Genomic DNA, 20020 nt, shown 5'->3' with positions numbered 1-20020 from the left:
GGCCTCCGTCCGCGACAGCGGGGCGGGCGCCCCGCCGGTGTCCGGTCCGCGCGGCTCCGGCCCCGGCGCCGGTGGGGCGTTCCCGAGCAGCGCGCCCGCGCGGGCCCGCAGGGGCGCCGCCTCGGCGGCTCTGCGGATCTCCCGCCGACGCCCGCGCCGCCCCGTGTACGGGGCGGCCCCGCCGGGGCCCCGGTGGCGGCCGGGACCTGCCGCCAGAGGACGCAGGGGCGGTCGGGTGGAAGGCCGGGGGGCGGAGATGCGGGAGGCGGGGGTACGCGATCGGAGGCGTGGTGGGGTGCTCATGCCGCTCGACGGTAGGCGGGAGTGCCCGTCCCGTCCGGTCGCGGCTTTTCCCCGTGGACTACCGACCGGTTGTGGACAACTTTGTCACCTGTCGGAGTGACACCACGACGCCCAGAAGCCCCGGCCCGGTGTGTGCGCCGATGACCGCCCCCACCTCACTGACGTGCAGTTCCCCGAGTCCCGGCAACCGGGCGCGCAGTCGCTGCGCGAGCTGGTCGGCACGTTCCGCGGCCGCCAGGTGGTGTACGGCGACGTCCACGTCGGCGCCGCCCGCCCGGTCCGCCACGATCTCCTCCAGACGGGCGATGGCCCTGGAGGCGGTGCGGACCTTCTCCAGCATGCCGATACGGCCGTCCTCCAGTTCCAGCAGCGGTTTGACCGCCAGGGCCGAGCCCAGCAGGGCCCGGGCCGCACCGATGCGGCCGCCGCGCCGCAGGTACTCCAGGGTGTCCACGTAGAAGAACGCGGAGGTCCCCTCGGCTCGCTTCCGGGCCGCGGCGACCGTCTCGTCCAGCGTGCCGCCCGCCTCGGCGGCCTCGGCGGCGGCCAGGGCGCAGAAGCCCAGCGCCATCGCCACCATGCCCGTGTCCACCACCCGCACCGGTACGGGCGCCTCCCGCGCGGCGGTCACGGCCGCGTCGTGGGTTCCGGAGAGTTCGGCCGACAGGTGGAGGGAGACGATGCCCTCCACCCCCGGCTCCCGCGCGATGGAGCGGTACACCTCGGCGAACACCTGCGGACCGGGACGGGAGGTGGTGACGGACCGCCGTTTCCGCAGGGCCTCGGCCAGCGAGCGGGCGGAGAGCTCGGTGCCCTCCTCCAGGGCCCGGTCGCCCAGCACCACGGTCAGCGGCACCGAGGCGATGCGGTGGTGTTCCAGTGCCGCCTGCGGCAGGTAGGCCGTGGAATCGGTGACGATCGCGACATGGCGGGACATGGGGCGGAGATTACCGGGCCTTTCCTCGCCGCGGTGAAGCGAGCGGTGCGCCGCGGTCCGCGATACGGCGGCCCGCTGCCCGGTGGTTCACTCGACGGCCTTTCACGGTGGTGCGGTTCGGGTGGCGGAGCGGGCCGGGCCGCCCGGACGGGCGGCCCGCGCGGGTTTCATGACGCGCTCTGCGGGCGGCCCTTGCCGAAGTCCGGGCCGAACTCCTTGGTGAAGTCGGTGCCGAAGTCCGCCGTGCGGCCCTGCGGATCGCCCTTCGGGCCCTCGATGCCCGGTGTCCGCGGGGCCCGCGCTCCGGGGGCGTCCACCGCGTCCGGGCTCCGCCGCTCCTCCGGGCCCTGCGCGCCGGCGGAGGCGGTCTCGGAGGCAGCGGTCCCGGAGGCGGGAGCCGTCCAGTGCCGCAGCGCGCCCGCCTCGATCTCGATCTGCTCGCTCAGCGCGGTCAGCCCGTCCTCGTCGTGCCGCCGGGCCCGGTCCTGTGCGGCGAAGCGCAGCGAGTCGGCGGAGGCGCGGATGCGGTCGGCGCGCTCCCGCGCGTCCGGGAGCCGGGCGGCGATCCGGCCGCGGTCCGGCTCGCGCTCCATCAGCAGCCGCAGCTCGCCGTCCAGCTGACGGGCGTGCTCGTCGAGCCGGTCGAGCAGACCGGCCGCCTCGCTCAGGGAGGGGTCGTGCCGGGCCCCGGTCTCCAGTGCGCGGCGCGTGCTGTCCAGGGAACTGCGCAGCTCCAGCCGTACCCGGGCCAGTTCGCCCACCGGTCCCGGCTGGGCACCGCGGGCCTTGAGCGTGGTCTCCTCGACGGTGCGGCGCACCTGCTGCCCCGTCCGCTCCACGCCGCGCCTGACCGCTCGCACGGTCTTCACCGTGGCGACCGCGCCGAGGACGACGAAGAGCACGAAGAGGAAGGCCAGCAGACCGATGACGAACTCCACAGCTCCGCTCCCTCGTCCGCCGGTGTGCCACCGCCCTCCAGAGCCCGGAGGGGGCGGTCGTCCTCCCAGGGTAAACGCGCGGGGCCGGTCCCGGGTTCCGGCGAGCCCGGAGCGCTCCCCGCATCCGTCCCGTAGGGGTCCGGGCCGCCTCCCGGAGCGCGGCCCGGCCTCCCCCTGCCCGCCCGCCTTCTCGCCGCCGTCCGCCCGCTGGTCTACCGTCGGTCCACGCCCGTAGTCGGACTGGATGGTGGTGCGCCGATGCACACGCACGCGGAGACGGGCCCGGCCGGACGCCGGGCCGGAGAACCGGCCGGGAGCCCGGCGAACGACCCGCCGGGCGATCTGGCCGGCGATCTGGCCGCCATCGTGGGACGCGACCACGTCAGAACCGACGACGGAGCGCTGGCCGCCTACGCCCGCGACGCCACCCCCCTCTTCCACGCCCGGCCGCAGGCCGTGGTGCTGCCCGGCGGCACCGAGGAGGTCGCCGCGGTCCTGCGGTACGCCACCGAGCGGGGCGTACCGGTCGTACCGCGCGGCGCGGGCTCCAACCTGTGCGCCGCCACCGTGCCCCTGCGCGGCGGCATCGTCATGGTGCTCACCCGGCTCGACCGGATCCTGGAGGTCAGCCCCGCCGAACTGCTGGCCCGCGTCCAGCCCGGGGTGACCACCGCCGCCCTCGCGGACGCGGCGGCGCGCGAGGGCCTGCTGTACGCACCCGACCCCGGCAGCCGCACCGTCTCCACCGTCGGCGGCAACGTGGCGACCTGCGCCGGCGGCCTGCGCGGCCTGAAGTACGGCGTCACCCGCAACCATGTGCTCGGCCTGGAGGCCGTCCTGCCCACCGGTGAGGTCATCCGCACCGGCGGCCGGCTGTGGAAGGACGTGGCCGGCTACGACCTCACCCGGCTGCTGACCGGTTCCGAGGGCACCCTCGCGGTGATCACCGAGGCCACCGTGGCCCTGCTGCCCGCTCCCGAGGAGACCGGTACCGGAGTCGCCTACTTCGACTCCCTCGCCGACGCCTCCCGGGCCGTCGCGGCCGTCATCGCCGACGGGATCGTCCCGGCCACGCTGGAGTTCCTCGACCGCAAGTGCATCTCGGCCGTCGAGGAGTTCGCCGGGCTCGGCCTGCGGCGGGACGCCGGGGCGCTGCTGCTGTTCGGCGACGACGGGTCGAAGCGCACCGTGGCGGGCACCCTCGCCCGTATCGGGGAGGTGTGCGAGGGCTCCGGGGCCCCGGAGGTCACCCTCGCCGAGGACGTCGCCCGCGCCGACGCCCTGCTCGCCGCCCGCCGCTGCTCGCTCCCGGCGCTCTCCCGGCTGGGTTCGCTCACGATCCTGGAGGACGCCACCGTGCCCCGCCACCGGCTCGCCGAGATGGTGGACCGCATCGACGAGATCGCCGACCGCCACGACCTGCGGATCGCCACCTTCGGACACGCCGGGGACGGCAACCTCCACCCCACCTGTGTGCTCGACCCCGACGACGGCGAGGGGGCCGACCGCGCCCACCGGGCGTTCGCCGAGATCTTCGCGGCCGCCATCGCCCTGGACGGCACCATCACCGGTGAGCACGGCGTGGGCGCCGCCAAACTGCCCTACCTCGCCGACCGGATCGGGGAGGACCAGGTCGCCCTGCTGCGCCGTGTCAAGAAGGCCTTCGACCCGGCGGGCATCCTCAATCCGGGAAAGCTCGGATCCTGACTTCCTCCCCGCCGGAAGGCGGGGTGTCCACGGAGGACTCCCGATGACCGACTCCGCACCGCGTCCCGCGCCCCGCCCCGATCCCGCCTCCTCCACCGAGCCCGGCCCCGGCCCCCTTCCCGTTCCCGTTCCCGGCCCCGGACGGGGCGAAGGGGCCGGCGTCTTCGACAAGGCGCTGCTCGACCGCTGTATCTCCTGCGGATTCTGCCTGCCCGCCTGCCCCACCTACGCCCTCACCCGCCAGGAGCCTTCCTCCCCACGCGGCCGTATCACCCTGATGCGGGCGCTGGAGTCCGGCGACCTCGCCCCGGACGATCCCACCCTGGCCGAGGAGTCGTCTTTCTGCCTGGGCTGCCGGGCCTGTGAGACGGTCTGCCCGGCGGGCGTGGAGTACGGGCAGTTGCTGGAGCAGTGGCGCGACCACCAGTGGCAGGGGCGCGACCGGCCCTGGATCGCCCGCCTGCTGATGGCCGCGGTGTCCCGGCCGTGGCTGCTGCGCCTCCAGGGGCTGGTGCGGCGCCACGCCCGCGACCGCCGTCCCGCGTCCGGGGAGCGGGAGCAGCCGGTGTCGCTGATGCTGGGCTGCGCCGAGCGCGGGCTGTACCCCTCCGTCTCCCGCGCCGTGCGCGGGCTGCGGCCGGAGGTCGCCGTCCCCGCGGGGCAGGGCTGCTGCGGCGCGCTGCACGCCCACAACGGCGACTCCGCCGCCGGCGCCGGGATGGCCCGCGCACTGGGCGAGCGGCTGCCCGGCACCATCGTGACCACCTCCGGCGGCTGCGCCGCCCATCTCGCCCACCACCTGGGCCGCGAGCGCGTCAGGGAGCTGAGCGAGTACCTGGAGCGCACCGGCCACCGGCCCTCGGGCCGGGTCACGGTCGGCGGCCGTCGGGCGCGGGTCGCCCTCCAGGACTCCTGCCACCTGCGCAACGGCCTGGGCGTGACCCGTCCGCCCCGCGAACTCGTCGCCGCGGTGGCCGACTACGTCGAGCTGCCCGGCGCGGGCGACTGCTGCGGCGCCGCCGGTACGTACGCGATGCTGCGGCCGGACGACAGCCGGGCCGTGCTGGATCCGAAGCTGGAGGCCCTGCGGAAGCTGGACGTGGACTACGTGGTGGCGGTCAACCCCGGGTGTCTGCGCCAGTTGAGGCAGGGGCTGCGCCGCACGCGCTCCCGGACGAAGGCCGTGCACCTCGCCGAACTGCTCGCCATGGCGGCGCGGTCGGAACCGGGGACCGGGCCGGGCCCCGGAACGGTCCCCGGTCCAGGTCCCGGACCGGGAACGGGCGCCGGACCGGCGGAGGGCTGAACGCGCACGGCGGCGGGGCCGCGGCTCACCGACCGCGGCCCCGCCGCCGTACGACGTACGTGCCCGGGGTCAGGCGGGGACGACGTTCACCAGCTTCGGCGCCCGCACGATCACCTTGCGGACGTCCGCCCCGCCCAGTGCGCCGACGATCGCCGGCTCGGCCAGCGCCCGCGCCTCCAGATCGGCTCCGGAGATGTCCGGGGCGACCTCCAGCCGGGCCCTGACCTTGCCCCGCACCTGCACGACGCAGGTCACGGTCTCGTCCACCACGTACCGCGGATCGGCCACGGGGAAGTCCTCGTGGACGACGCTGGTGCCGTGGCCCAGCCTGCGCCACAGTTCCTCGGCGATGTGCGGGGCCAGCGGCGCGATCAGCAGCACCAGGTGCTCGGCCACCGGCCGGGGCACCTCGCGCAGCCGGGTGACGTGGTTGTTCAGCTCGGTGATCTTCGCGATGGCGGTGTTGAAGCGCAGGCCCTCCATGTCCTGCCGCACCCCGTCGACCGCCTTGTGCAGCGCGCGCAGGGTCTCCTCGTCCGGCTCGGCCCCGACGACCGAGACCTCGCCCGTCGCCTCGTCGACGACGTTGCGCCACAGCCGCTGCAGCAGCCGGTACTGGCCGACGACCGCGCGGGTGTCCCACGGGCGGGAGACGTCCAGCGGGCCCATCGCCATCTCGTACAGCCGCAGGGTGTCCGCGCCGTACTCGGCGCAGATCTCGTCCGGAGTGACGGCGTTCTTCAGGGACTTGCCCATCTTGCCCAGCGCCCGGTCGACCTTCTCGCCGTTGTACCAGTAGGCGCCGTCGCGCTCGGTCACCTCGGCGGCGGGCACCGCGATGCCGCGGGAGTCGCGGTAGACGTAGGCCTGGATCATGCCCTGGTTGAACAGCTTGTGGAACGGCTCGGCCGAGGAGACGTGCCCCAGGTCGTACAGCACCTTGGACCAGAAGCGGGCGTACAGCAGGTGCAGCACGGCGTGTTCGGCGCCGCCGACGTACAGGTCCACGCCCCCGGTGGGCATCCCCTCGCGCGGGCCCATCCAGTAGCGCTCGATCTCCGGGTCGACCAGCTTCTCGTCGTTGTGCGGATCCAGGTAGCGCAGCTCGTACCAGCAGGAACCGGCCCAGTTGGGCATGGTGTTGGTCTCGCGGCGGAACCTGCGCGGACCGCGCCCGTCGCCCAGGTCCAGCGTGACGTTCACCCACTCCTCGTTCCGCGACAGCGGGGTCTCGGGCTCGGTGTCGGCGTCGTCGGGGTCGAAGGTGCGCGGGGAGTAGTCCTCGACCTCGGGCAGTTGCAGCGGCAGCATCGACTCGGGCAGCGCGTGTGCCACGCCGTCCTCGTCGTAGACGATCGGGAACGGCTCGCCCCAGTAGCGCTGGCGGCTGAACAGCCAGTCGCGCAGGCGGTAGTTGACGGTGCCTTCGCCGATGCCGCGCTCGGTCAGCCACTCGGTCGTCCGGGCCTTCGCCTCGGCCACGACCAGACCGTCCAGCGACACCTCCACACCGGTGGAGTTGACGATCGCGGCGTCGTAGGAGGAGAAGGCGTCGTCCCAGGTCGCCGGGTCGGTGCCGCGGCCGTCGGTCGGCTCGACCACGCAGCGCATCGGCAGTTCGAAGGCGCGGGCGAAGGCGAAGTCGCGGCTGTCGTGCGCGGGGACGGCCATGATCGCGCCGGTGCCGTAGCCCATCAGCACGTAGTCGGCGATGAAGACGGGGATCCGCTCACCGCCCGCCGGGTTGACGGCGTAGGCGCCGGTGAAGACACCGGTCTTCTCCTTCGACTCGGCCTGCCGCTCGACGTCCGACTTGGCGGCCGCCCGCTTGCGGTACTCCGAGACCGCCTCGGCCGGGGTGGGGTGACCCCCCGTCCACACCTCGCGGGTGCCCTCGGGCCAGGCGCCGGGGACGATCCGGTCCACCAGCTCGTGCTCGGGTGCCAGCACCATGTACGTGGCCCCGAACAGAGTGTCCTGACGGGTGGTGAAGACGGTGATCCGCTCGCCGGAGCCCTCGCCGCCGGCGTCCTCGACCTCGACCGGGAACTCGATGCGGGCGCCCTCGCTGCGGCCGATCCAGTTGCGCTGCTGCAACTTGATCGCCTCGGGCCAGTCCAGCGCGTCCAGGTCGCGCAGCAGCCGCTCGGCGTAGGCGGTGATGCGCATGTTCCACTGGCGCAGCTTGGCCTTGAAGACGGGGTAGTTGCCGCGCTCGGAGCGGCCCTCGGCGGTGACCTCCTCGTTGGCCAGGACGGTGCCCAGGCCGGGACACCAGTTGACCGGCGCGTCGGAGGCGTACGCCAGGCGGTACTCACCCAGTACGTCGGCCTGCTCGGTCTCGCTCAGCTCGCTCCAGGCCCGGCCGTCCGGCGTGGGACGCGTGCCGGCCTCGAACCGCTCGACCAGTTCGGAGACCGGCCGGGCCCGGTCGGCCTCCTCGTCGTACCAGGAGTTGAAGATCTGCAGGAAGATCCACTGGGTCCACTTGTAGTAGTCCGGGTCGATCGTGGCGAAGGACCGGCGCTGGTCGTGGCCCAGGCCCAGCCGCCGCAGCTGGGCCTTCATGTTCCCGATGTTGGCCTCGGTGGACACCCTCGGATGGGTGCCGGTCTGCACGGCGTACTGCTCGGCGGGCAGGCCGAAGGCGTCGAAGCCCAGGGTGTGCAGCACGTTGTGGCCGGTCATGCGCAGGTAGCGCGCGGTGACGTCCGTGGCGATGTAGCCCAGCGGATGCCCGACGTGCAGGCCCGCACCCGAGGGGTACGGGAACATGTCCATGATGAAGCGCTTGGGGCGGGCGACGGTCTCCGGATCGCCGGCCAGGTCCCCGCCGGGGTTGGGCGCCTCGTACACGCCGCGCTCGTCCCAGAAGTCCTGCCAGCGCGCCTCGATCTCCGCGGCCAGCGCGGCCGTGTAGCGATGGGGGGCCGCGGTCTCCGCGGCGGCGGTGGTCTCGCTCATCGTCCTCTAAGCTCCATCGGTCGTCGTCTGCCCGCGGGAGGGCTCACGGCCCGTAAACGAAAAGACCCCTCGCACAGGAGGGGACGCCGCGCTGGTTCCGACCTCACCGGAACCGGGACCGGAGGGTCGGCGCTGGTTCAGCGCGGCCCGCTAAGCAGAAGGCGTACGGCACGCATGCCGTCAGGGTACCGCAAGGCCTCCCCCGCCCCGGCGGCCCTCCGGGGACCGGACAGACGGAAACGGGCCGCCCGTCCGGGCGGCCCGCCGTCTCGCTGTGGACCCGCTGTGGAGCTAAGGAGAATCGAACTCCTGACCTCTTGCATGCCATGCAAGCGCTCTACCAACTGAGCTATAGCCCCTTGTTCCGTCCGCCGCGATCCCCCGCGGCGGCGATGCCCACTGTACACGCCCGGGAGCACCCTTCGCCAAATCCCATAACGGGCAGGTCACGGCCGGCCGGGTACTGTCGTATCTCCACACCCGTACGCGACTCCCCGCCGCTTCCGGGCAACCGGCCGCGCCCGCGCGCACGTCCACGCACACGGCCGGCCGTGGAAGGTCCCGACCGCCCCAGCCCTACCCGACGACCGTCACGCCAGGACCCGGAGCCGCCCGTGAGCACGCTGCAGTTGACCGCCGACCGCCGGTTCCCCGCGGCGCGGGCGTATCTGCTGAAGCGCTCCACCCGGCTCGCTGCCGTGTGCTGCCTGCTCTCCTTCACCGCCTTCCTGGCGGCGCAGAGCGCGGCGAACGTCTCCATGATCGACCTGATGGTCTACCGGGCCGAGGGCTGGACGGCCCGCAACGGCGGCGACCTGTACGCGATGCGCGCCACGCACGCCGAACTGCCCATGACCTACCCGCCGTTCGCCGCGCTGCTGTTCATGCCCCTGACCCTGGTCGACGTGCCGACGATGCGGCTGCTGGCGACCGGCGCGAACCTCGCCCTGCTGGTCGCCCTGGTCCATCTGTCGCTGCGGCTGACCGGACGCCCGCTGAACCTTCCCCGCCCGGCCGCCGCCCTGGCGCTGTCGGCGGTCGCCGTCTGGTGCGAGCCGGTGTGGACGACGCTGCGGTACGGCCAGATCAACCTGCTGCTGGCGGTGCTGGTGCTGTGGGACCTGTCCCGGCGCTCCGGTCACCGCTGGGCCGGCGTCGGCACCGGGGTGGCCGCCGGGATCAAGCTGACCCCCGCTCTGTTCGCGGTGTTCCTGGCCCTGTGCGGGCTGACACTGGCCTGGCGGCGAAGGCGCCTCGCCGGCCGCCCGGTGCGGCTCTGGAACCACTGGCTGCGCCGGGCCGCCGTCGCCTCGGGGGCGTTCGCCGGGACGGTCGTGCTGGCGGTGCTGGTGCTGCCGCGGGACTCCCGGAACTTCTGGACGGGGGCGGTCTTCTCGCCCGAGCGCGTCGGCCGGGTCGAGGACACCGCCAACCAGTCGCTGCGCGGCGCCCTGGCGCGGTTGCTGCACACGGCCGAACCCGGCGGCGGCTGGACGCTGCTCGCCGTCGCGGCGGCCCTGGCGGGGCTCGCCGTCGCGGTGGCCGCCGTGCTCGCCGGCCCGCGCCGGCTGCCCTCCGCGCACGCCTGGGCCGCCGTCTGCGTCGCCTGCACCGCGCTGCTGGTCAGCCCCGTCTCCTGGTCGCACCACTGGGTGTGGTGCGTGCCCGCCGTGCTGCTGCTGGCCTCGGAGGCGCTGCACCGGAGCAGCGCGCCGTGGTGGGCGGGTACGGCACTGGCGGCGCTGCTGTTCTGCTCCTACGCGCTGTGGTGGGTGCCGCACGGCTCCCCGGTGGAGCGGTTCGAACTGCGGCAGAGCGGTGCGCAGATGGCGCTGTCGGCGGTCTATCCGGCGGCGGGCGCGGCGCTGCTCGTCCTCGCCGCCGTCCTGGCGGTACGCGCGCTGCGGCGGCCCGCGCCGTACCCGGGCCCGCCCGGCTCCTCCGACGCCCTCCCCGCGCCCAGGCCCCGTAAGGCCTCACGGGCCTCCGCGCGGGCGGACGGCGGTCAGGCCGCCTCGAAGGAGTAGAAGCGCTTGAGGGTGCAGTGCTCCTCCAGGAGCCGGCCGTAGATCGGCTCGCCCTCCAGCTCGCGGTAGGTCTCGATCGGGTCGCCCTTGATGATCAGCGCCCGCGCGCACTCGACGCACCAGTACTGGTACGCCGTGTTGACCGGCTCCATGTCGCGGACGATCGGGGTCCCGCCGCCGCACCAGTCGCACTTCCTGCTGTGTGCACCCATGTCCGTCAGTCAACTCCAGCCGTGACCGCAGGCGTGCGCACGTGGGGGACCCCTCCGCTGTCTCTGCCGTCCTCGATGTCTCCGAACACCCCGGCAGGCTCCCGCTGCGCGCAACGGCCCGTCCGGCGCTCCGATTCTGCCATGCTCCGTCTGCGGGCAGGAGAGCGTGAACGGGTGCGACGAGGTTCTGCTTCCCCCTCGCCGCTCCGGGACGGCCTCCGCCGGAAAAGCGAAGATCCCGCCCCCGGTGGGGGACGGGACCTCTCTCGCTTGCGTGGAGCTAAGGAGAATCGAACTCCTGACCTCTTGCATGCCATGCAAGCGCTCTACCAACTGAGCTATAGCCCCATCGCTCCGGCTCCGCCGCTTTCACCGCGGTGCCGTGAACGGGAAGAAGCTTAACCGGTGACCTGCCCGAATGCGAAATCCGCCGCCGGCCCGCCCCGGCCGGCCTCCGGACCGCCTTCCGGCCCGGCCTTCGGAGCGTGTCAGACGTCGTCGCCGAGGACCGGCTGGGGAAGCGTCCCGGCGTTGTGCTCCAGCAGCCGCCAGCCACGCGCCCCCTCGCCCAGGACGGACCAGCAGCAGTTGGTCAGCCCGCCCAGCGACTCCCACGAGCTCGGCTCCAGGCCCAGCAGACGGCCGATGGTGGTGCGGATCGTGCCGCCGTGGCTGACCACGACCAGGACCCCGCCGTCGGGCAGCTTGTCGACGTTGCGCTCGACCACCGGCGCCGCGCGGTCGGCCACCTCGGTCTCCAGCTCGCCGCCGCCGCGCCGCACGGGCTCGCCGCGCTTCCAGGCGGCGTACTCCCCGCCGTGGCGCTCGACGATCTCCTCGTGCGTCAGCCCCTGCCACACGCCCGCGTACGTCTCGCGCAGGCCCTCGTAGCGGGTGACCTCCAGGCCGGTGACCGCGGCCAGCTCGGCGGCGGTGTCGACGGCCCTCTTCAGGTCGGAGGCGACGATCGCGTCCGGCCTGAGCGCCGCGAGCAGCCGCGCGGCGCGGCGGGCCTGCTCCAGGCCCGCCTCGGTCAGCTCGATGTCCGTGGTTCCCTGGAAGCGGCGTTCGAGGTTCCACGCGGTCTGCCCGTGCCGCCACAGCACGATGCGGCGGCCGCGTCCCGCCACGCGTCCGTTCAGCTCAGCTCACCGCCCTCGCCCGCGGCGGCCTCGCCCTCGCCCCGGGTGGCCTTGGCGTCCTCGGGAAGGTCGATCTCCGGGCAGTCCTTCCACAGACGCTCCAGCGCGTAGAAGACCCGCTCCTCGCTGTGCTGGACGTGCACGACGATGTCGACGAAGTCCAGCAGGACCCAGCGGCCGTCGCGCTCGCCCTCGCGGCGCACCGGCTTGACGCCCTTCTCCTTCTGCAGCCGTTCCTCGATCTCGTCGACGATCGACTTGACCTGGCGGTCGTTGGGCGCGGAGGCCAGCAGGAAGGCGTCGGTGATGGAGAGCACATCGCTGACGTCGTACGCGACGACGTCGTGGGCGAGCTTGTCGGCGGCAGCCTGGGCTGCTGCGTTGATCAGCTCGATGGAGCGGTCCGTGGCGGTCACAGGCAACGCTTTCGGTCGGTGGTCTACAACCCCTCCAGGGTCTCACGATCCGCCGCCGCCCGGCCCCGCCGGGCCCGGCGGGGCCTCCCCCGCCGGGCTCCTCACCGGTCTTCCCACCGCTCCCCGCCGGGCTCCCGCGGTCTCACGACCCGCCGGGCTCGTAGTCCCGGCCCAGCACCACCGTGATGTCGGCGTTCGCCGCGCCCTTGCCCTCGGCCACGGCCTTCTCCGACAGGCCGAGCGTCCTGGCGACCTCCTCGGCCCCGGCCCGGTCCCCGGCGTCGGAGTAGGTCACGCGGGTGGTGGCCTGCGCGGAGTCCGCGCTGCCGCCGCCGACCACGGTGTAGCCGCCGTTGACCAGCGCCACCCGGGCGTTGTTCGCCGCCTTCTCGTCGCCGGTGGCGTCCTTCAGGCTCACCCGCGGCGTGGCGCCGGGGTCGGTGTTCCTCACCGTGCCGCCGAGCACGTCCTTCACCAGACCCTCGCTGGTGGCGTCGCTGAGCGTGCCGTCCGCCTCCACCGGCAGCAGTTCGGTGCCGTAGGCGTCCTTCCCGGCGTATCCGGCCAGCGAGGCGAGGCTGGCTCCGAGCTGTCCGTCGGTCAGGGAGGGGTCGAGGATCTGGGTCAGCGCCCGGACCGTGCCGGTGGCGGTCTTCGGGTCGTCGGACATCTTCTCCAGCGTGGCCCGCAGGACCTGCCCGAACCGGGCGAGCTGCTTCGTCTGCGGTTCGCCCGCGGCCCGGTGCGTGGCGTAGGCGACGGCGGCCCTTCCGTCCAGGTCGCGCCCCTCGCCACGACGCACCAGCGGATCGTCCTCCTTCTCCGCGCCGGGCACGGTGGCGTCGGCGTCCAGGGAGATACCGCCGACCAGATCGACCCAGTTCTCCAGATAGGGGGTGTCCAGCCGCCAGGTGCCCCTGATGTCGGTGCCCAGCAGCAGGCCCAGCGCGTCGCGGGTGGCCGCCGCGCCCTCGGCCTCGAAGGACTTGCCCAGCGTCGTCCCCTCCCCCGCGCCACCGGAGGCGACGACCAGGGAATTGGGCAGCAGGACGGTGGTGCCCCTGCCCGCCGTCTCGTTGTTGACCAGCAGCGCGGTGGACATCTCCCCGTCGTCGATGTCGCGCAGGTGGACGACGATCACCTTGCGCTTCTGGGCGCCCGACGCCGCCTCGCCGGCCCCGCCGTCCCCGGGGGTGCCGGGCAGCATGCCCGCCCACCAGAGCCAGCCGACGCCGCCGGCCAGCACCACGGCGAGCGCCGCGACCAGGGCCACCGTGCGGTTGCGGCCCCGGCGCTTGGCCTCCTCGCGCCGCTCGGTGCGGCTCTCGGAGAACTTCAGCCAGTCGATGACGTCCTCGGACTCCTCGTCCTGCTCCTCGACGAAGGAGAACTCCTCGGTGCGGTACTCGTCGGCGTCGGTACCGGCAGGGGCGTCGTCGCCGGTGGGGGCACCGGTGCCGCGGCCCGCGCCGGGCCCGGACCCCGGCGCGCCGCCGGCCCCGGCCGGCCCGGTGCGCCCGGCGGGCCGCTCCTCGTACCAGGGCTCCTGTGCCTGCTGCGGGATCCACGGCTCCGTGACCGGGTCCTGCCGCCCGGTGGCGGAGGCGTCCCGGTCGCCGTACCGGCCGTCCTGCCCGTCGTACCCGCCGCCGTGGGTTTCGGGAGCGTACGGGTCCTGGGCGTACGGGTCCTGCGCGTACGGGTCCTGCGCGTACGGGTCCTGGGCGTAAGGGGCCTGGGCTCCCCCCGCGTAGGGATCGGGGGCATAGGAGCCGGGGGCGTACGTGCCCGGGTCGTAGGAGCCCGTGCCGTACGGGTCGTACGCGGGCTGCTGCTCCGTCCGGGGATCCTGTCCGTACGCGGAGCCGTACGAGGGGTCGTACGGAGCGTCCCCGTGCGGCGCGCCGGACCCCTGCTCGCCGTAGACCGGCCGCCCGTACTCGTCGTAACCGTAGATGTGGCCGCTCGCCTGCGGCGGGTTCCCCGGCCCGTACGGGTCCTGTCGGTCGTTCACGACTGCCGCCCCTCTAACCCTTCGGTGCCCGGCCGTCCCGGTACAGCCTGCGTTTGTTGATGTAGCGCACCACACCGTCCGGCACCAGATACCAGACGGGGTCCCCCTGCGCCACACGCGCACGGCAGTCCGTCGAGGAGATGGCCAGCGCCGGGACCTCGATCAGGGACACCCCGCCGGCCGGCAGGCCCGGATCGGCGAGGGCGTGCCCCGGGCGGGTGACCCCGATGAAGTGGGCGAGCGAGAACAGTTCGTCGACGTCGCGCCAGGTCAGGATCTGGGCGAGTGCGTCGGCGCCGGTGATGAAGAACAGGTCGGCGTCGGCGTGCAGCGCCCTCAGGTCCCGCAGGGTGTCGATGGTGTACGTCCGGCCGCCGCGGTCGATGTCGATGCGGCTGACCGAGAACTGCGGGTTGGACGCCGTGGCGATGACCGTCATCAGGTAGCGGTCCTCGGCCGGCGACACCGCCTTGTGGCTCTTCTGCCAGGGTTGCCCGGTCGGCACGAAGACCACCTCGTCCAGGTGGAACCTGGCCGCCACCTCGCTCGCCGCGACCAGGTGCCCGTGGTGGATGGGGTCGAACGTCCCGCCCATCACGCCCAGCCGCCGTTTGCCGGCGCCGGACACTATGTGCTCTCCCATGCGTGCCGACCTTAGCCTTCCGGCGCCGATCGCGCCGCCGTCCGGGCCCGGTGCCTCAGCGGTCCCGGTTGAAGCGGGTGGTGATCCACAGCAGCAGGAGCAGCACCGCCAGAGCGCCGAGACCGGTGACGAACGGGTTGGCGGACGCACCGCCGTGCTCGCCGTTCTCGGCGCTGGAGGCCAGGAGGGTCAGGGTGTGCACGGTGTCGGGGAGGGTCATCGTCGGCAGACCTATCGGGTAGGGGCGGAAACTTGAGCACATCGTAAGCGTGGCGGTGTGCTGTGGCGTGTGGCACCCACCACCTAGGGTGGGGTCCGAGACGGGGGACGGGCCCACACCAGACCCGCAGGGGGCGGACGATGACAGACGGCAACGGCACCACCGAGCACCTTCCCGGCCGCAGCAGACGGCGCTTCCCCGGGATCTCCTCGCGGGCGTACGAGCACCCCGCGGACCGCTCGGCACTGGTGGCCCTGCGCAGGCTGAGCGGGTTCGACACGGTCTTCAAGGCGCTGAGCGGGCTGCTGCCCGAGCGCAGCCTGCGCCTGCTGTTCCTGTCGGACTCGGTCCGGGTGGACGACGCGCAGTTCACCCACCTGTACGCCGTGCTGCGCGACGCCTGCTACATCCTGGACCTGGAGAAGGTCCCGGCGATGTACGTCACGCAGGACCCGAAGCCCAACGCCATGTGCATCGGCCTGGACGAGCCGGTCATCGTGGTGACCACCGGACTGGTCGAGCTGCTGGACGAGGAGGAGATGCGGGCGGTGATCGGCCACGAGGTCGGCCACGCCCTGTCCGGGCACGCGGTGTACCGGACGATCCTGCTGTTCCTGACCGGCCTGGCCGTCAAGGTGGCGTGGATCCCGCTGGGGAATGTGGCGATCATGGCACTCGTGACGGCGCTGCGCGAGTGGTTCCGCAAGTCGGAGCTGTCGGCCGACCGGGCCGGACTGCTGGTCGGCCAGGACCTCCAGGCGTCGATGCGCGGTCTGATGAAGATCGCCGGCGGCAACCATCTGCACGAGATGAACGTCGACGCCTTCCTGAAGCAGGCCGACGAGTACGAGTCCTCCGGCGATCTGCGCGACTCGGTGCTGAAGATCCTCAACGTGCTGCCGCGCAGCCACCCCTTCACCACGGTGCGCGCCGCGGAGCTGCGCGAGTGGGCCGCGAGCCGCGACCACCAGCGGATCATGGAAGGCCACTACGACCGGCGCGAGGACGACAAGGACACCTCGGTCTACGAGTCGTTCCGGCAGTCCGCGAGCCACTACTCCGACACCGTGCGCACCAGCAGGGACCCGCTCATGGGTCTGCTCCGGGACCTGGGCGACGGCGCCGGTGACCTGGGCGGGAAGCTGCGCGACCGCTTCGCCGGGCGCGGCACGGGCGGCGCGGGCGGCGGCGCGGGCGGCAAGGGCGACGGCGGCGCGGAAGGCGCTACGGGCGCGGCAGGGAGTTAGGGTCCAGTGTCCCGCACACCGGGCTGTCGCCGCCGTCGCGCACGTACGGGTCGGTGCCGGCCGGGTGGTCGGCACCGGCGGTCTGCCCGGCCGTGAGCGGGCGCAGGACGTCGTGGGCCCGGGCCGCGCAGGACATCGGCCCGGCCCGTACCTCGCTGCGCTCCACCGTCAGGTGCTGGTCGCGCAGGTCCTCGCGGTCGAAGCGCAGCCGCAGTTCCCGCCGCACCGTGAACAGCGAGGCGGCCTCCCCGTCCGGCCGGGCGCCGTCCGCCCGGGCGGGGCGGACGGCGTAGACGAAGACGTGGTCGGTGACGATCTCCAGCGCGTCGGCCTCCGTCTCGCGGACCTCCATCGTGCCGCGGACGCGCACCCCCTCGCCGGCGAACTCCGTGTGCCCGGGGGCGAAGCGCACCAGCCAGCCGGTCGCCGCGTGTCGGCCGTCGGCCGCGGGCCGTTCGATGCTGCGGTCGAACTGCGCGTGCTGGCCCGGGTCGATCAGTATCCGCACCGGCCGCGCGGTCTCACCGCTCAGCACCTCGGGATTGAGGGAGCTCTCGACCACGTACTCCTTGGCGACGGCCAGCGCGGCGAGCACCTGGCTGTCGGCGAAGTGGGCGGTGGAGCGGACCGGGGGCAGCGTCACTCCGGCGGCCCCGGTGTAGAACTCCGCCGCCGGGCTGCGTTCGAGCAGCCGTGCCGGCCGCCCGCCGGGCACCCTGCTCTCCCCGCCCGGCGAGAGCGGGACGACCGTGCTGCTCATCACCCGCGGCACCGACCGGCCCACGGGCTGCTGCTGGGTGCGGATCCCCGCGTAGACCACGGCGCCGAAGGCGAACACGATCAGCACCGCCAGGACCAGGCCCCGCCACGGCTTCCCGCGCAGCGGCCGGGGCGGGAGGGTGCGGACGGGGTGTTCGCAGTCGGCCAGCCGCTCCCGCGCGGAGAACTCCTGGAGGCGGGCAGCCCGGACGAACGACTCGTCGAAGACGGTGGAGCGGTACTCGTCGTCGCCGCCCCCGGAGAAGCCCCGGGGCGGTGGATCTCCAGGCCCGGCCATACCCCCAGAGTAGGTCCGGCAAAGGCGCTCAAACCGGCCCCAAGTCTCCGAATTACGGGAAAAGTCGGGCAGAGTCCGCCGGGCGGCCTACCCGGCGCCTGACGGGCGACGGCCCGACGGCGCCCGCTACGCCCGGCCGTCGAGCGAGGACGTGCTGTAGTGGCCGGACAGGGACGGCAGCGCGCCGGACCGGCCGGCCGGCGGCGGGGCGTCGACCCCGCTGGTCGCCGGCGGGGGCTCCGGCGGGGTCTGCTGCCGCTGGCCGGAGGCGCCCCGGTGGACGGCGGCGAAGGCCATCGCGACGATGCCGACGCCCATCACCACGGCGAGCACCCAGGCGACCGGCCGCTGCCAGCGGACGTGGCCGCGGTAGGGGCGCGGGCGGTGCCCGTGGAGGCCGCTCCGGTCGTCGGTGTCCTCGGTGTAGCCGGCGTACCCGGCGTCCTCCGGGTACTCGGTGTCCTCCACGTACTCCAGGTGGTCGAGGCGGTCGGCGAACTCCAGCCGGCCGTAGCGGTACCGGCCGTGGTGGTCGTCGCCGTCGTCCTCCCCGCCGTCGCGGTCGTGTTCGGCGCCCTCGGGGTCGTCCAGCCACGGTCCGTGGCCGTACTGGTCGTCGCGCGCGAGCGCCGCCTCGGTCTCGGAGGGGGACTGGGCGGCGGCCAGTGTGCGCTCGGCGGCGGTGGGCTCGTGGATCAGGGCGGCGCGTACGAAGGACTCGTCGAGCACCACGGCTGCGAACGCGTCGTCCGCCGCCGCGCGGTCGCGGTCGTCGGGCTCCTCGCCGCTCTGGTGCGGCTGGCCCCCCACATCCTCCGGCACGGAACCAGCGTAGACCGGCCGGAGGACTTTGGGCAGGGAGAACGGTGATTCGTCTGCTTCGCGCGCTCCCCCCGGAAACGTGCCGGGGAGCGGCGGGCTCAGTCGCGCACGTGCCCCTCGCCCGTGACCACGTACTTCGTCGAGGTCAGCTCCGGCAGGCCCATGGGTCCGCGGGCGTGCAGCTTCTGCGTGGAGATGCCGATCTCGGCGCCGAAACCGAACTGGCCGCCGTCGGTGAAGCGGGTGGAGGCGTTGACCATGACGGCGGTGGAGTCCACCAGCGACACGAAGCGGCGGGCCGCGGAGGTGTCGGAGGTGACGATCGCCTCGGTGTGGCCGGAGCTCCAGCGGCGGATGTGCTCCACCGCGGCGTCCAGGGAGGGCACCACCGCGGCGGCGATGTCGTAGGAGAGGTACTCGGTGGCCCAGTCCTCCTCCGTGGCGGGCACCACGTCCACGCCGCCTGCCTCGCCCGCCTTCGCCCAGGCCCCGTCGCCGTGGACGGTCACCCCGGCCTTCTCCAGCGCGGCCAGGGCGCGCGGCAGGAAGGCGTCGGCGACGCCGGAGTGCACCAGCACGGTCTCGGCGGCGTTGCAGACGCTGGGGCGCTGCGCCTTGGAGTTGACCAGGATCTCCACGGCCGTGTCGAGGTCTGCGTGCTCGTCGACGTAGACGTGGCAGTTGCCGGTGCCGGTCTCGATGACGGGCACGGTGGACTCCTCCACGACCGTTTTGATCAGGGAGGCGCCGCCGCGCGGGATCAGCACGTCCACCAGGCCGCGGGCGCGCATCAGCTCCTTGACGCTGTCACGGCTCTCGCCGGGCACGAGCTGGACGGCGTCGGCCGGGAGCCCGGCCGAGGCCACGGCGTCGCGCAGCACGGCGACCAGGGCGGTGTTGGAGGAGTACGCGGAGGACGAGCCGCGCAGCAGCACCGCGTTGCCGGCCTTCAGACAGAGCACGGTGGCGTCCACGGTGACGTTGGGCCGGGCCTCGTAGACGATGCCGACCACGCCGAGCGGCACCCGCACCTGGCGCAGCTCCAGGCCGTTGGGGAGCGTGGAGCCGCGCACCACCTCGCCCACCGGGTCGGGCAGGGCCACCACGTCGCGCACGTCGGAGGCGATGGCTGCGATCCGCTCGGGGGTGAGGGTGAGCCGGTCGACGATGGAGTCGGCCGTCCCGGCGGCGCGGGCCTTCTCCACATCCGCGGCGTTGGCCTCGACGATCTCGCCGGCGCGGGCCACCAGGGCGTCGGCGATCGCGAGCAGCGCGCCGTCGCGCGCGGTGCGCGGCAGCGGGGCGAGCGCGGCGGCCGCCTCCTTGGCACGGCGGGCGGTGTCGGTCACGGGCGAGGTCTGCGATGCGCTGCTCATGCTCCCAGCGTAGCCAGGGCGGGCGGCGTCCATCCCGAGGTCCGCAGTGCGAGACGGGTGGTGTGCCCGTGGTCAGAACGGGTGGACGCCCGCCGGTACGGCGGGGTGCGGGCCGTAGCCCTCCGCCACCCGCTGGTGGTACGTCTCACGGCCGATGACCTCCAGCCCGACGATCTCCCACGGCGGCAGCTTCGCCGACGCCCGGTGCTCGCCCCACAGCCGCAGCGCCACGGCCGCGGCGTCGTGGAGGTCACGGGCCTCCTCCCAGTAGCGGATCTCGGCGTGGTCGTTGGCGTACCGGCCGGCCAGCAGGAAGGGGTGGTCGTGGGCGAGCCGCTCCAGCGCCCGTCTGACGTCCCTCAGGGGCGCCTCGGCCCCGGAGACGCTGAGGGTGACGTGCCACAGGCGCGAGGCGCCGTCGGAGCGGCCCTCCTCCCCGCCGCGGCGGGAGCCCGGCTCCGCCGGGCCCCGCAGGGGGCTCCCCGCCCCGTCGCCTCGCTGGGGGTACCCCAAGTCGACGCTGGTCAGTCGTCTCACCGGCGGCCTCCCGTGTGGTGCCGAACTCATGTGACTGTGCTCGTGCGACTGCGCTCGTGCGGCCGTGCCCCGGAACACCGTCCCGGCGCGGGCCTCCCACAGAAGTTGACCAGTACTCGGGCCACCGTGTGGCGGTTTTCGGGAAGGTCTCC

Annotated in this window: 17 protein-coding genes and 2 tRNA genes; 4 read left to right on the top strand and 15 right to left on the bottom strand. The window is 73.8% G+C overall.

Annotated features, from left to right (window positions below; translation table 11 throughout):
• Positions 1–361 precede the first annotated feature (361 nt).
• A complete protein-coding gene (locus ACGRHY_RS18690; protein WP_394636458.1) occupies positions 362–1240 on the bottom strand; it encodes a DegV family protein in 879 nt (292 codons plus the stop codon).
• 167 nt (positions 1241–1407) lie between these two features.
• Positions 1408–2178, bottom strand: a complete 771-nt coding sequence (locus ACGRHY_RS18685) for a hypothetical protein (protein WP_394636457.1) — start codon at positions 2176–2178, stop codon at positions 1408–1410.
• Positions 2179–2436: 258 nt separating this feature from the next.
• On the opposite strand from ACGRHY_RS18685, the gene ACGRHY_RS18680 reads away from it, so the two are divergent.
• Together ACGRHY_RS18680 and ACGRHY_RS18675 are read left to right on the top strand one after the other, a co-directional pair.
• On the top strand, positions 2437–3885 hold the full coding sequence (locus ACGRHY_RS18680) for an FAD-binding oxidoreductase (RefSeq protein WP_394636456.1): 1449 nt from the start codon (positions 2437–2439) through the stop codon (positions 3883–3885).
• A gap of 43 nt (positions 3886–3928) precedes the next feature.
• Complete coding sequence (locus tag ACGRHY_RS18675; RefSeq protein WP_394636455.1) at positions 3929–5191, top strand: (Fe-S)-binding protein; 1263 nt, start codon at positions 3929–3931, stop codon at positions 5189–5191.
• A 69-nt stretch (positions 5192–5260) separates the two neighbouring features.
• Here ACGRHY_RS18675 and leuS read toward each other — a convergent pair whose 3' ends face one another.
• The gene (gene leuS, locus ACGRHY_RS18670; protein ID WP_394636454.1) at positions 5261–8155 is read right to left on the bottom strand and encodes a leucine--tRNA ligase; all 2895 of its coding nucleotides are present in this window, start codon (positions 8153–8155) and stop codon (positions 5261–5263) included.
• Between the two features lie 286 nt (positions 8156–8441).
• A tRNA-Ala gene (locus tag ACGRHY_RS18665) sits at positions 8442–8514 on the bottom strand.
• A gap of 255 nt (positions 8515–8769) precedes the next feature.
• On the opposite strand from ACGRHY_RS18665, the gene ACGRHY_RS18660 reads away from it, so the two are divergent.
• A complete protein-coding gene (locus ACGRHY_RS18660) occupies positions 8770–10182 on the top strand; it encodes a glycosyltransferase 87 family protein (protein ID WP_394636453.1) in 1413 nt (470 codons plus the stop codon).
• Here the strand turns inward: ACGRHY_RS18660 and ACGRHY_RS18655 are convergent.
• The 7 genes from ACGRHY_RS18655 to ACGRHY_RS18625 form a co-directional block, all read right to left on the bottom strand.
• The gene (locus ACGRHY_RS18655) at positions 10161–10394 is read right to left on the bottom strand and encodes a hypothetical protein (RefSeq protein WP_394636452.1); all 234 of its coding nucleotides are present in this window, start codon (positions 10392–10394) and stop codon (positions 10161–10163) included. The genes ACGRHY_RS18660 and ACGRHY_RS18655 overlap by 22 nt on opposite strands.
• Before the next feature lie 275 nt (positions 10395–10669).
• Positions 10670–10742: transfer RNA gene (locus tag ACGRHY_RS18650), tRNA-Ala, on the bottom strand.
• Positions 10743–10882: 140 nt separating this feature from the next.
• Positions 10883–11524 carry a histidine phosphatase family protein gene (locus ACGRHY_RS18645; protein WP_394636451.1) on the bottom strand — a complete coding sequence of 214 codons (642 nt, stop codon included), beginning with the start codon at positions 11522–11524 and terminating at the stop codon, positions 10883–10885.
• A gap of 8 nt (positions 11525–11532) precedes the next feature.
• Positions 11533–11952: a ribosome silencing factor gene (gene rsfS, locus ACGRHY_RS18640; RefSeq protein WP_394636450.1), complete on the bottom strand. Its 420-nt coding sequence runs from the start codon at positions 11950–11952 to the stop codon at positions 11533–11535.
• Between the two features lie 142 nt (positions 11953–12094).
• The gene (locus ACGRHY_RS18635; RefSeq protein ID WP_394636449.1) at positions 12095–13966 is read right to left on the bottom strand and encodes an LCP family protein; all 1872 of its coding nucleotides are present in this window, start codon (positions 13964–13966) and stop codon (positions 12095–12097) included.
• Positions 13967–13979: 13 nt separating this feature from the next.
• Positions 13980–14609, bottom strand: coding sequence for a nicotinate-nucleotide adenylyltransferase (gene nadD / locus ACGRHY_RS18630; protein WP_394636448.1), 630 nt, complete (start codon positions 14607–14609; stop codon positions 13980–13982).
• A 55-nt stretch (positions 14610–14664) separates the two neighbouring features.
• Positions 14665–14829, bottom strand: coding sequence for a hypothetical protein (locus ACGRHY_RS18625; protein ID WP_394636447.1), 165 nt, complete (start codon positions 14827–14829; stop codon positions 14665–14667).
• 140 nt (positions 14830–14969) lie between these two features.
• On the opposite strand from ACGRHY_RS18625, the gene ACGRHY_RS18620 reads away from it, so the two are divergent.
• Positions 14970–16076, top strand: a complete 1107-nt coding sequence (locus tag ACGRHY_RS18620; protein WP_394636446.1) for a M48 family metallopeptidase — start codon at positions 14970–14972, stop codon at positions 16074–16076.
• On the opposite strand, the gene ACGRHY_RS18615 is transcribed toward ACGRHY_RS18620, so the two are convergent.
• The 4 genes from ACGRHY_RS18615 to ACGRHY_RS18600 all read right to left on the bottom strand — a co-directional run bounded on the left by ACGRHY_RS18615 (position 16054) and on the right by ACGRHY_RS18600 (position 19970).
• A complete protein-coding gene (locus tag ACGRHY_RS18615) occupies positions 16054–17133 on the bottom strand; it encodes an SCO2583 family membrane protein (RefSeq protein WP_394636445.1) in 1080 nt (359 codons plus the stop codon). The genes ACGRHY_RS18620 and ACGRHY_RS18615 overlap by 23 nt on opposite strands.
• Positions 17134–17259: 126 nt before the next feature.
• Positions 17260–17955, bottom strand: a complete 696-nt coding sequence (locus ACGRHY_RS18610) for an SCO2584 family spore wall biosynthesis protein (RefSeq protein ID WP_394636444.1) — start codon at positions 17953–17955, stop codon at positions 17260–17262.
• Between the two features lie 98 nt (positions 17956–18053).
• Positions 18054–19331, bottom strand: coding sequence for a glutamate-5-semialdehyde dehydrogenase (locus ACGRHY_RS18605; protein ID WP_394636443.1), 1278 nt, complete (start codon positions 19329–19331; stop codon positions 18054–18056).
• A gap of 72 nt (positions 19332–19403) precedes the next feature.
• Entirely contained in the window at positions 19404–19970 is a 567-nt protein-coding gene (locus ACGRHY_RS18600) for a DUF8830 family protein (RefSeq protein ID WP_394638114.1), read from the bottom strand.
• Between the last annotated feature and the right edge of the window lie 50 nt (positions 19971–20020).

The organism is Streptomyces shinuiensis (assembly GCF_043660855.1).
Classification (GTDB): domain Bacteria; phylum Actinomycetota; class Actinomycetes; order Streptomycetales; family Streptomycetaceae; genus Streptomyces.
The sequence above is the reverse complement of the archived record's forward strand: the minus strand, read 5'-3'. Positions and strand labels throughout refer to the sequence as shown.